This is a genomic window from Bradyrhizobium sp. IC4060 (assembly GCF_020193715.1).
Lineage (GTDB): Bacteria > Pseudomonadota > Alphaproteobacteria > Rhizobiales > Xanthobacteraceae > Bradyrhizobium > Bradyrhizobium yuanmingense.
Genome location: NZ_JADYVJ010000011.1, coordinates 94,868 through 107,008 on the forward strand (window position 1 = coordinate 94,868; position 12,141 = coordinate 107,008).

Genomic DNA, 12,141 nt, shown 5'->3' on the forward strand with positions numbered 1-12,141 from the left:
GGTCAGCCCTCGACCACAGGCCGCCGCACGGGCCTGCCCGGCCGCGCGGTCACATCGAGCATGCCGTCGCTGATCAGCACCTGACCGCTGACGACCAGATGCCGTACACCCTCAGAGGGCCGGTTCATCGCCGTGAAAGTCGCTCGGTCCGAAAGCTTCTCGTAGTCGAACACGACGATATCGGCATCCGCGTCCTTCGCCAGCCGGCCCTTGCTCCGCATCGCCGGCGTGCTCTGCGAGAGGATCTCCGCCGGGATCAGCGCGCATTTGCGCACGCCTTCCAGCAACGACACGGCTTTGCGCTCGCGCACCCATTCACGTATGAACTTCGTGAAGCAGCCGGCCGAGCGCGGATGCGAGGTCGCATCATCCGGCAGCGGCCAGGCATCACCGGTGTAGGTTGAGCCGTCCGACAGCGTCCACGGCATCGCGTCGGAGGCGATCGCGCCGCCGGGATACAGCACCGACATATCGAGCAGGTCGCGGTGGTGCGCATTGTTCTCGGTGTCGAGAATGTGCCAGAGCACCAGCGAGGACGGCTCCTCGGCCTGCGCCTTCAAGAGCTCCTCGCGGTCGTGGAAGCGGTAGCCGTCGGTGACGCGCTGCACGGAATCGTAACCGGTGCCGTTGCGCTCGACGAACTGGGGATCACTGAAGAAGGCCGCGGCCAGCACGGTCGAGCCGGTGCCGTAAGGATAAGCCTCGACCGTGATCGGCAGGCCCTGTCCTTGCGCCTTCTCGATCAGCACGCGGCAACGCTCGACGTCGGTCTTGCTCGACGAGTTGAAATGGCAGATGTGCATGTGCGCGCCGGTGGCGCCGGCATAGCCGATCAGGCGGATATAGGCTTCCACTGCGCTCTCGGGATCGATGCGCGACATGAAGGCGACATGGGTGAAGGTGGGGACGTCCTGCTTCGCGGCCAGCTGGCACACTGCGGTCAGCTCCTGCACGCCGGCGCCGGGCGCATAGGCGTTGAGGATGCCGATGCCGATACCGCCCTCGTTGAGGCCGCGGGCCAGACGCTCGAGAATGCCCGACACCTCCGCATCGGTTGCGACGTTGTCCATCCAGCGACGGTCGCGCATGGCGTTGCCGAATGCTTCCAGCGAGCTCTCCGCGTTGGAGCCCGTCATCGCGCCGATGCGGGCAAAGGCCCAGTTGGTGGCCGCGCCATAATTCAGCACGCGGCCCTTTCGCGCCTGGCGCTCATACCAGGACCCGACCGGCAGCACGCCGGCCTCGAGATCGAGGGTGGTCGTGACGCCGTCGAACGCCTGCATGCGATCGGCCGGGATCGACTGGCCATGGGCATGCAGATCGATGAAGCCGGGCGCCACCACGAGGCCGGTGGCGTCGATCACCCGCTCGGCGCCGCCGAGGCCCGTGCCGACGGCGGCGATCTTGCCGTCCACGACCGCCACATCCCCAACGGCGTCCATCCCGCTCGCGGGATCCACCACCCGGCCGCCAGAGACCACCAAACCGCTCATCTCGTCACTCCGAAAAGCTTTTGCAAAAACCTCCAAAAGGCCCGGCAGCTCCGGAGGCATCGGCGGGCATAGTGCAGATTCCGGAGCGAACGGCCACCACCACCGACGCCTATGCGGCATGCTTGCTTGGGAGGCCGGTGTTTGCTGGGAGTGGATCAGGGCCGGAGCGCGGGACCACCTGCGTCATTTCGTAGGTCCAATCGGCACGCGCTTGCGTTCTCGCGGCAGGATCTGCCGGAGCTATGCTCCGCTTTACACCCCTCGAAAGCAAGGGCGCAGGGAAGACCGGGCGCCAGCTGGCACCCATAAGACCCCTGCGCTGAACGAATGCACACGCAGTGCACAGGGGAGACACAGGGCAGCCGAAACCAGGCCTTCCCTGCGCGATGGTTTGACGGCCTATGCCGCGCTCTCCCGGGAGCCGAGTTCCTTCTGGCCTCCCTCGCCTCCGCGAAAGTCACGCCTCTCGCGCCGGTTGACGCGATGACGTCTTCGCCAAGGCTTGACCGTAGCAACGACGGCCAGGACCACACGGTTTCGCCGTACGCAGGGGCGCCGTTCGTCTTCGCGGGTCCCGCATGCTCACGAGGTTCATCTCGCCCTGCACGCGCAAGCTCCGCCTTCAACGCCGCCCGCGTCCACCGCAACTTCCAGCCCGCGCTCGAAACGACGTACGACCGCCCCTTGGTGGGCTGGAATGGCCGACACATACGACAAATCCGAATTTCGGTAAAGCGGAATATTTTTGGCGAGAGAGGTTGACAGAGACCTGTGTTGTTTTGCCCGACGGAGAATGACGCGACCAAGCGGGCATTGCGCGACTGGTGCAAGCTCCATTCGATCGACATCATTGACTGATCCGGCAATCGACCGGGTCCAGCACTGAACCGGCCGCGACACCACTCTGCCGTCTTCTCGCCCCCATTGTCCTTCAGGGAGCTGGACGGGGCGGCGTTACGGGGGGCAAAGTTCCCGAGGTTCCGTGTGATCGTCCGAAGTCTCCTGCAACGCGACTGCCGTCCTTCCGTTTCGCGCCGCGCTCTCCTTGGCGGGCTCCTGTCGACGGGTAGCGCGCTGGCGCTTGGCGGATGCGCTGGCCTCGGTGCGACCGGCGCGCGCTACGACGCCTCCTCGCTCTCGGTCGACCCGACATTGCTTGTCGTCACCACGCGCAAGCCCGTGAACGGTGCTCGCGCGAAACCCTGGTTCGGGCCGGAGCGTGCCGCAAGCATGACGGTCGCGCGGGCGAAGCTGACGGCGCCGGACGAGAGCCGACTTTCCCTCGCCTCGGTCGGACTCGAGAACTGGCGTCTCGACCGGATCGAGCCGGTCCCGGCCGACGCCGGCGATCTCGCTGCGCAGGCCGGCGGCGGGGACGTGCTGATCTATGTGCACGGTTTCAAGCAGACATTCGAGACGGCGGTGCTGGATGCAGCCCACCTTTCCGATGGGATCAAGTTCCGCGGCCGGACCATGGCGTTCTCCTGGCCTTCCAAGGCAGGACTGTTCGACTACGCCTATGACCGCGACAGCGCGATGTGGTCGCGCGACAATTTCGAGCGCGTGCTCTCTGCGCTGGTGTCGGCGCCGGGGGCGGGGCGCGTGCACATCGTCGCCCACAGCATGGGAACCATGCTGACCCTCGAAAGCCTGCGCCAGCTCCATGGGAGATACGGCGACACGGTGACGAGCAAGATTGGCGCGGTGGTGTTTGCCGCGCCCGACATCGACATGGACGTGTTCTCGTCGGCGATCCAGCGCATCGGCCCTCTCGCCGGCAAGATCACGGTGATCGCCTCGACCAACGATCGTGCACTGGCGCTGTCGGGGCAGCTCGCCGGCGGCATGACCCGCGTCGGCGCGGCCGAGAAGGCCGCCATCGCAGGGCTCGGTGTGCGCGTGGTCGATGCCTCCCAGGAAGGCTGGGGCATCATCAACCACGATTTGTTCCTGTCGAATACGGAAGTGCAGCGGGTGATCCGCCGCTCGATCGACGGCACGACGGCGTAGGAGAGCGCCGAGCCACGCGAAAAGCCTGCTCCTGCCCACACCCGTTGCGGCTCCGAGGGGAATTGCATTGCAGCTTGCGGATGGAAGACCTATGTTGGGTAGCTAGTCAGGCAGCCGCCCATCGAATGGCGAGAGTCTGCAGGATCGCCTCACGGTGGATGGTTTCCATTCCGCATCGGAGGTGATGCCATGGCCATTGCTCCCACCCTCCAGAAATACCTCGCCGCTGAGAACATCCAGTACGAGGTGATCCCGCACGAACTCAGCATGACGTCCGCCCGAACGGCGCAGGCATGCCATATCTCCGGCGATCGCCTCGCCAAGGGCATCGTGTTGCGGCGCGACGGCGGATACATGCTGGCCGTCTTGCCCGCATCGCATCACCTCCGCCTGTCGGACCTGAGGACAAGCCTCGGCGACAATGTCCACATGGCCAATGAAACCGAGATCAATCGGCTGTTCAGCGACTGTGCACACGGTGCAGTTCCTGCCGTCGGCAAATGCTACGGATTGGACATCATCGTCGACGACAGCCTCGAGGCACAGCCGGACATCTATATGGAAGCCGGCGATCATGAGACGCTGCTTCACATGGGTCACGCGCAGTTTGCGCGCCTGACGGCCAACGCACCGCACGGCCGCTTCAGCGCGCATGACTGAGGACCTGTGCGCCGCCCATTGTCCTTGCGGCCCTGGGCGGGAACTCTAGCCGCAAGTTCGCCGTCATACCGTTCCGCAGGGTGGCGGCGAAAGTGTCTGCGCTTTGTCTGGTCGGAGTTCGGAAGAAGGGGGTGCCGCTGCATTGCATCAACGCACTTGAAACCCACGAACGGAGGCTCGCCATGAAAGTCAAAGACGTGATGCACAAGGGTGTCGACTGGGTCAGCCCCGACACCCCAATCACCGAGATTGCCAAACTGATGCGGGCACATGACATCGGCTGCATTCCGATTGGCGAGGATGACAAGCTGGTCGGAATGGTGACCGACCGCGACATCGTCTGCAAAGGACTCGCGAGCCACAGCTTCGATGCCGGCCGCGCGACGGCACGTGACGTGATGACCGAGGGCATCCATTGCTGCCGCGAGGACGATGACCTCGCCAAGGCGATGCATCATATGGAGAAGCTGCAGGTCCGCAGGCTGCCGGTGATCAACAAGAGCAAGCGGATGGTCGGCATCATCAGCCTGGGTGACGTCAGCCATTCCTCATCGGGTGACATGCTCACCGAGACCGTCAGAAGCGTTTCGGCGCATCACTGAAGTTACCGCCAAAACGTATGGCCACGGCTCCTCTCGCGATCCCCCCGAATAGGGTTGAGTGGGAGCCCGAGTCATGCGCTCGTGGTGCAACTATCGCGCGGCGCAGAAGCGACGACGCGATGCGGCTCATTTTGCGCCGGAGTGAATGCAAGTTGCGCCGGAATGGATGCAAGGCCCGTTCACTCGATCACGTCATCATCGATGACGCTGCGACGCGCAACCTACCACGATGTGTTTCTTTCGAATGCGGACGTGCAGCGGGCGATCCTCCGCTCGATCGACTGCACTACCGCGTGAAAGAGCGCCTGCGCGGCGTCGGGCTACGCGATCAAGCGCTGCACCAATGCCGACTCGCTCGAATACGTCAGGAGCGCCTCGTGAGTTGCCCGGGTCACCCCGACATAGGTCAGCCGGACACATTCCTCGACGGTCTCGCCGTGGCGGCCGAGCAGGCCCAAGCCGGCGATGGCGACGCAGGGAAACTCCAGCCCTTTCGCGCTGTGCATGCTCAGGAATCGCACGGCGACCCGCTTGACCGAAACCCGGTTGCGATTGTCCTTGGCGATGTCGATCGGCGCACCATGCCCGGCGAGAATCTGCGCAACCCGTCCGCCGATCCAGTGCTCCGGGTAGAGACACGCCATCTGCGACCACTCGTAGCCGGCTTTCTTACGGTCGAGAAACCACTCGGCAACGCAGTGAGCTTCCGCCTCGATGCTCACGCACCGCCGCACATCCGGCTCCAGTCCCTGCCGACCCGCATCTTCGGGCAGCAGGATGGCGTGCTCGTCGTCGGCCGTGATGCCGGGAGCGCCGATGACGTCCGCGGCGAAGCGTCTCGCGAAGGCAACGATTTGGGCGGTGTTGCGATAGTTCACCTTCAGTACGGTCGTTCTGCCCTTTGCTTCAATGCCGAGCTGGCTCCAGACCGGCCGTTCACGCCCCTTATAGATAGCCTGGATATCGTCGTAGACGACCATCAGCGCCTTGGTGCGCGGGTTCACCATCTTGGCCGCAAGCGCGAGCCATTGCGGTTCGAAGTCGTGCGCCTCGTCGATCAGGACCGCGTCGTACTGCTCCGCCGGGATATGGCCGTGATCGACCGCCTTCACGACCTCTGAAACGCTCGCAGCCAGGCGCTCCGCGTAGTCCGGATAGTCTCGCTCGGATGGGGCGGTAATCCCGTACGTCCGCAGCATCCGGTAGCACCACGAGTGGAAGGTGAGAACCTGAACGCGGTCCTCGACACCCCTGCTCTGCATGGCATCTTCAAGCCGGCCGGCGATGCCGTTGGCGTAACACAGGATCAGCACCGGCTTTGCCGCCGCACGTGCCAGATACTCGGCGCGAAAAGCGAGGATCAGGGTCTTGCCCGATCCGGCGACGCCGCGAATGATGCGATGCCCCTCGCCCAGGCTGCGCGCGAACTGCTCCTGATGAAGGTCCATGACCGCGAGCGTCCGATCCGAAGAATCGGCGCGAGGCGCATCGTCCAAAGGCAGGGCAATCTGTCGTATCCGAACCTCCGGAAACAGCAGCGCGCGCAGGCGGTCGAATTGCGGCATGGACAGCGGCTCTTCGAGACGCGGATGAACCATGCGCCACAATTTCGACCGGAATTCCTCGGGGTCCGCGCCCTCGGTCATCTCGTCCTTGAACAGGCAGAGATGCCCGGAGAACACCTCCTTGAGATCGGTCTGATCGAACTGCTTGCGGGTGATGTTAGTGAACACGGACCCGAAGCCGAACGGAACGATGGACCGGCCCGCGAGGCGATGTCCCGGCGGAAACAACAATTGCCCGTCGCGCTCAAGCGTGCGCACGACCTCGAATGTATATTTGCGAGCCTGCTCCAGCGGATTGCTTTCCCGCACCACACCACGACTTGTCAGCAGCTCGACCTTCGTCTTGTCGGCCGACACGATCGTCTCCAGGCGCCAGTCCTTCACCTCGAGCACGAGCAGGCCGTTCGCGGGATGAATGATGATGAAGTCCGGATGCCGGTTGCGAGGCCCGACAGGCAGGTTGTGCCAAACGACGGCGTTCTCCTCGAGGAAGTCCTTCAATCGTTCCGCCAGTCGTAGCTCACCACGGCTGTCGAAGCGCGCGAAGCCGAGACTCGGGATCAGGATAGCCATGTCACGACCGCGAGCACCATTTGCGGACCACCTTGTGAGGCAAAGTGCAACAGGGCGGTCTCTCCAGGCTGACATGGTCGCCTAGAGTGTGCAGGTTTTCAATGGCTTAGGATCAGCTGGCGCTCCCTAGGGGAATCGAACCCCTGTTTCAGCCTTGAGAGGGCCGCGTCCTAACCGCTAGACGAAGGGAGCGTGAGGGCTAGCCAATAGCCTCGAAATTTGTCCGCCGCAAGGACCCCGAGGGGCGTTTTACGGCTCATTGGCGAATTTCAGCCGTCCGGCCGACTTCAGGGTATGGGCATCGAAGGTGCGGATCTCGATGATTCCGCCGAGATCCAGCGTCACTACGAGGCGGTCGCCGGCGACCCCGGTCGAGACGATTCTGGCGCCCTTGGGCAGGGTGGCAGTGACATCGCTTGCCGCTTCGACCGCCCTTCCCTCAGACTTGAAAAGGCGGTAGCCCACCGCGATCAGCACGGCGCAGAACGCCAGCGCCGTGGTCAACCCCGCGATCAGCATCATCCGCCGCACCCGCGCGAACAGCGCGGCCTGCTCGGGGGTCGGTTCGGGAACAGCGGTATCAGACGTCGTCATGGAAAGCCCTGGGTCAGCGCAAAGGTTGGAGGTTGTGGTCGAAGGCTCCGAGGGCTCGGCCCGGCTCGACCGCGTGCTGGCGGCGCGCCTGCCGGAGCTGTCGCGATCGAGGCTGAAAGCCCTGATCCTGGCGGGCGCAGTGCACCTGAAGGCCTCCGCGGTCCGCGACCCCGCTTATCACGTCGCATCCGGCGATACGATCATAATCGACGTGCCGGAAGCGGCGCCCGCCGAGCCCAAGGGGGAGGACATCGCCGTCGATATCGTGTTCGAGGACGACGACATCGTCGTCCTCAACAAGCCCAAGGGCCTCGTCGTGCACCCCGCGGCCGGCCACGAGACCGGCACCTTGGTGAATGCGCTGATCGCCCATTGCGGCGCCTCGCTCTCCGGCATCGGCGGAGTGCGCCGGCCCGGGATCGTGCACCGGCTCGACAAGGACACGACGGGGCTGATGGTGGTTGCCAAGAACGATCTCGCCCACGCTTCATTGACGGCGCAATTCGCCGATCACGGCCGCACCGGCGCGATGCGGCGCGGCTACATGGCATTCGCCTGGGGCGTGCCGAACCGGCACCGCGGCACCGTCGATGCGCCGATCGACCGGCATCCGCATGCACGCGAGAAGATGGCCGTACGCCAGGGTGGCCGCGAGGCGGTGACGCATTGGGAAATCCTGGAGAGCTTTCATGGACGCGACGGCAAGGGCGTCGCCGCCCTGCTCGCCTGCGAGCTCGAGACCGGCCGCACCCATCAGATCCGCGTCCATCTCGCCCATATCGGCCACCCGCTGATGGGCGATGCCGTCTATGGCCCGCATTTCAAGACCAAGGCCAACCAGCTCGGCCCCGAGTCGCAGGCAGCTTTGGCGGCGCTGGGGCGGCAGGCCTTACATGCTTACCTGCTGGTATTGGAGCACCCGAGGACGGGAGAATTACTGCACTGGGAGGCGCCTTTGCCGGAGGATTTGCTTCTCCTGGAACGTGCGCTCAAGGCGGCGCTATGACGCAGGCCGCTTCAGAAAGCCTTTACATTACAAAAAGTTATAGCTGCCACACGGGGACGTGACGTCAGCAATCCTTCCCTTTTTGACCCCCGATGGGGTATATTGCGTCTGCGTTGAAATGACCAACGCGGAACATCGCAGCTACGGCCGGCTTTAACACAGCGGTCGTCTGCCTGGCCCGCCGCTATCGGGGGCCTGAACCTTTTGGAGGGCGCACTATGGCCCGTACCGCTGCTTTGCCGGTCCTCAATGGAGAATCCGGCCTTTCTCGCTACCTCGCCGAGATCCGCAAATTCCCGATGCTGGAACCGCAGGAGGAGTACATGCTCGCCAAGCGTTGGCGTGAGCATGACGATCGCGACGCGGCACACCAACTCGTCACCAGCCATCTCCGCCTCGTGGCCAAGATCGCCATGGGCTATCGCGGCTACGGCCTGCCGATCTCCGAGGTCGTCTCGGAAGGCAATGTCGGCCTGATGCAGGCGGTGAAGCGATTCGAACCCGAGAAGGGGTTCCGTCTCGCCACCTACGCCATGTGGTGGATCAAGGCGTCGATTCAAGAGTACATCCTCCGTTCGTGGTCGCTCGTGAAGATGGGCACCACCGCGAACCAGAAGAAGCTGTTCTTCAACCTGCGCAAGGCGAAGAGCAAGATCAACGCGCTGGACGAAGGCGATCTCCGCCCCGACCAAGTCAAGTTGATCGCCAAGCGCCTCGGCGTCACCGATCAGGACGTGATCGACATGAACCGCCGCCTCGGCGGCGATGCGTCACTCAACGCACCGATCCGCGACGATGGCGAAGCCGGCGAATGGCAGGACTGGCTGGTCGACAACACGCCCAACCAGGAAGCCATGATGGCGGAGCACGAGGAGTATGATCACCGCCGTGACGCGCTGAACGGCGCCATGGGCGTGCTCAACCCGCGCGAACGCCGCATCTTCGAGGCCCGCCGCCTCGCCGATGAGCCGATGACGCTGGAAGACCTTGCTGCCGAGTTCGGCGTGTCGCGCGAGCGCGTCCGCCAGATCGAGGTCCGCGCCTTCGAGAAGGTGCAGTCCGCGGTCAAGGGCACGATCGCAAAGGCCGAACAGGCCGCGCTGGAAGCCGCGCATTAAGCGTGGCGGCTCAGCGCCAGAGATTGGCGGATCGAAAGAGACGAAAAGCCGGCGGCAACGCCGGCTTTTTTGTTGGTGTGATGCGAACTGCGCCCGATAGCGGTGCGTGTGGGCACACCGCCTACTCCCCCCATTGCCTTGCCATCGTCGCGAGCGTGCAGCCTTCGCAATAGCGGGCGTCCTTGTAGTCGATCCAGTTGTGCGCGTAGACCCGCTCGAGCGGGATGTCGTAGCGCGCGCGCAGCACTTTCACGAGGATCCTCCACGCCGCGACCTGTGCCTCGGTCGGCCCCGCCGTCACGTCGGGATAATTGCCGGCGAACTCGACGCCGATCGAATTGTCGCGCACCACCTGGCGGTAGGTCGGACGGTTGTCGATGTACTTGTTGTCGTTGCGGTTGGCGCCGTCGCCGTGGGTCGGCACGAGGTTCTCGGCGACCGCCCAATAGACCGTGCCGTCGGTCTCGACCCAGACCGTGACGCCGCGCCGCGTCGGGTTCTTCGCCTGCGCCTGCGCGCCGCCGCGGGCCGAGCCCGCCGGTCCCTCGGTCTGGTGCACGATGATGTTGCGCCAGGGTTTTGCGTTGCGGACCTCGCCCCACGGCGCCAGCCAGACGATCTTCAAGCCGGGGATGTCGGGCGTGCCGGAGGCGCGCGCGAGCCTGGCGAGTTCGGCATCCGCAGCAGCGGCGGGGACGATCGGAAGGAGAGCGGCCAACGCGGCCGCGAGCAGGCGAAATATCATCATGCGGGGTCCAATGCGACCCAAGCCTAACAGGCTTTACGCGAATGTCCTCACCGTCCCGACAGACTCGGGCGATAACGGCGGGGTGGGGTCATAGACCGCAAAATCGTTCTTGCCGTTCTTCTTGGCCGCATAGAGGGCATGGTCGGCATTGGCCATCAGGCGGTCCGGGAATTCCCCGATGCCGCGATCCCACTCCGCAACCCCGATCGAGATCGCGATCGGAATGTCGCGGCCGCTGCAGCTGACGGCATCCTGCCGGCAGACCTCAAGCACGCGGCGGGCGATCGCGGCAGCCTCGCGCAGCGACGAGGACGGCAGCACGATGCAGAACTCGTCGCCACCGGTGCGGGCGAGCATGTCACCGGGCCGCAAGCGCGTCTGCGCCATCAGGGTGAAGTGCTTGAGGCAGGCATCGCCGGCGGCATGGCCATGGGTGTCGTTGATGGTCTTGAAGCCGTCGAGGTCGATCAGCAGCAGCGAGAACGGCTCACCGCTGCGCCCCGAACGGGCGCATTCCTCGGTCAGGCGCTGCAAGAGATGCCGCCGGTTGGCAACGCCGGTGAGATCGTCGAGCAACGCGAGGTCGGCAACCTCGCCCCGCAACCGGTCCATCGCCATCAGCAGGAAACCGAAATTGAGCGTCATCGACAGGAACAGCAGCCCGAGCACCATGATCGCATGGGCCTGGCCGCCGGCGCGCGCCGAGAGATCGTAGCCGAGCAGATTGCCCACGGTGCGCACGAGCAGGATCGCGATGATGCTGAGGATGACGATGCCGGACAGCTTGGCGCCCGGACTGACGCGGCCTTCCGGCGACAACAACAGACGCAGCGCCAGCATCAGCGGCAGGGCCTGACCGAACGTGTAGCTGAGCATGCGCAGCTGCATGTGCTCGAATCCGACCATGAAGAGCACGACGCCGACAAGGCTCAAGCACCCCGTCGCGGTCATCAGGCGCCACGAGACCGGCCGGTCGTAGAAGCGCTGAATTCCCATGGCGGCAAGGCAGCTCGCAGCGATGACACCGCCGGCGCCGAGCAGCAGCGGCAGGGGAGAGGCGACGAACAGACGGATCAAGGCCGTCATCGCGCCGGCGGCACCGACGAAGGCCGATGCCATCCAGAACCGCGCAGCCGCGAAATTCGGATAGGAACGCGTCACGTAGGCCCAGATCACGCCGAGCGCCAGGAAGTTGACGACGAAGACCGTCCACAATGTCGGTACGTTCAGCATGACGCGCACAGCACGCGCAGCGTCCCGCCCCCCGATCCCGGCAGCCGTCCGTCCATGACCCATCCCCGTTTTCTTGCGGAAGACAATGCGATGGTTGCGCTTAATGGAGTCTCACTGCGGCTCGCGAAAACGCGCCCTTGGTTTTGGATTCATGAACGGCATGCGGCTATTGCCGGATCGTTAAGGCTGTCGCGGCCGATGGCCGTGCTGACGCGTGGAGCGGATTCGCGCCAAAAATCACCCGAAAGTGCATCTGAGCTGTGGATAACAGGATGACACGGATGTGACGACGCGGGGCAGCCGGCTCCGAATCTGCTGAGTTTGTCGTCGAGGATGTTGCGAGGCTGGCCCTCCGCCGAGCACCCTCGTGTCGCGTTCCACCATTAACCCTTGAGAGGATACTATGGCTAAGAAAGCGAAGAAGGCGGCGAAGAAGAAGGCAAAAAAGGCCAAGAAGGCGAAGAAGAAGTAACGAGGCTTCTGTTTCTTTGCCCGGGTGGAGTGAGCTCCGCCCGGGCGTCGGGTCGATCGAAAGTGGC

General features: G+C 64.4%; 10 protein-coding genes and 1 tRNA gene. 5 read left to right on the forward strand and 6 right to left on the reverse strand.

The features are described from left to right. Positions 1–2: 2 nt before the first annotated feature. Positions 3–1,493, reverse strand: a complete 1,491-nt coding sequence (locus I6F16_RS28805) for an amidohydrolase family protein (RefSeq protein ID WP_249785643.1) — start codon at positions 1,491–1,493, stop codon at positions 3–5. A gap of 984 nt (positions 1,494–2,477) precedes the next feature. Here I6F16_RS28805 and I6F16_RS28810 point away from each other — a divergent pair. From I6F16_RS28810 to I6F16_RS28820, 3 genes are all read left to right on the forward strand, one after another. Then, positions 2,478–3,503 carry an alpha/beta fold hydrolase gene (locus tag I6F16_RS28810; RefSeq protein WP_225113881.1) on the forward strand — a complete coding sequence of 342 codons (1,026 nt, stop codon included), beginning with the start codon at positions 2,478–2,480 and terminating at the stop codon, positions 3,501–3,503. A 189-nt stretch (positions 3,504–3,692) separates the two neighbouring features. Beyond that, complete coding sequence (locus tag I6F16_RS28815; RefSeq protein ID WP_036009608.1) at positions 3,693–4,163, forward strand: YbaK/EbsC family protein; 471 nt, start codon at positions 3,693–3,695, stop codon at positions 4,161–4,163. A 182-nt stretch (positions 4,164–4,345) separates the two neighbouring features. Beyond that, positions 4,346–4,765 (forward strand): CBS domain-containing protein, encoded by a 420-nt coding sequence (locus tag I6F16_RS28820; protein WP_036009620.1) that lies wholly within the window; start codon positions 4,346–4,348, stop codon positions 4,763–4,765. A 320-nt stretch (positions 4,766–5,085) separates the two neighbouring features. Here the strand turns inward: I6F16_RS28820 and I6F16_RS28825 are convergent, their stop codons facing one another. The 3 genes from I6F16_RS28825 to I6F16_RS28835 form a co-directional block, all read right to left on the reverse strand. Continuing rightward, entirely contained in the window at positions 5,086–6,903 is a 1,818-nt protein-coding gene (locus I6F16_RS28825) for an NERD domain-containing protein/DEAD/DEAH box helicase (protein WP_225113880.1), read from the reverse strand. Positions 6,904–7,020: 117 nt separating this feature from the next. After that, positions 7,021–7,095, reverse strand: a tRNA-Glu gene (locus I6F16_RS28830). 57 nt (positions 7,096–7,152) lie between these two features. Continuing rightward, positions 7,153–7,497, reverse strand: coding sequence for a hypothetical protein (locus I6F16_RS28835; RefSeq protein WP_036009606.1), 345 nt, complete (start codon positions 7,495–7,497; stop codon positions 7,153–7,155). Between I6F16_RS28835 and I6F16_RS28840 the strand changes: the two genes are divergently transcribed. Both I6F16_RS28840 and rpoH read left to right on the forward strand, forming a co-directional pair. Beyond that, positions 7,496–8,503 (forward strand): RluA family pseudouridine synthase, encoded by a 1,008-nt coding sequence (locus I6F16_RS28840; protein WP_109145262.1) that lies wholly within the window; start codon positions 7,496–7,498, stop codon positions 8,501–8,503. The two genes, I6F16_RS28835 and I6F16_RS28840, sit on opposite strands and share 2 nt — an antisense overlap. 218 nt (positions 8,504–8,721) lie before the next feature. Then, complete coding sequence (rpoH, locus tag I6F16_RS28845) at positions 8,722–9,621, forward strand: RNA polymerase sigma factor RpoH (RefSeq protein ID WP_036009602.1); 900 nt, start codon at positions 8,722–8,724, stop codon at positions 9,619–9,621. A 121-nt stretch (positions 9,622–9,742) separates the two neighbouring features. On the opposite strand, the gene I6F16_RS28850 is transcribed toward rpoH, so the two are convergent. Both I6F16_RS28850 and I6F16_RS28855 read right to left on the reverse strand, forming a co-directional pair. Next, a complete protein-coding gene (locus I6F16_RS28850) occupies positions 9,743–10,369 on the reverse strand; it encodes an N-acetylmuramoyl-L-alanine amidase (RefSeq protein ID WP_225114060.1) in 627 nt (208 codons plus the stop codon). Between the two features lie 33 nt (positions 10,370–10,402). Next, positions 10,403–11,602, reverse strand: a complete 1,200-nt coding sequence (locus I6F16_RS28855; RefSeq protein ID WP_036030394.1) for a GGDEF domain-containing protein — start codon at positions 11,600–11,602, stop codon at positions 10,403–10,405. Positions 11,603–12,141 lie beyond the last annotated feature (539 nt).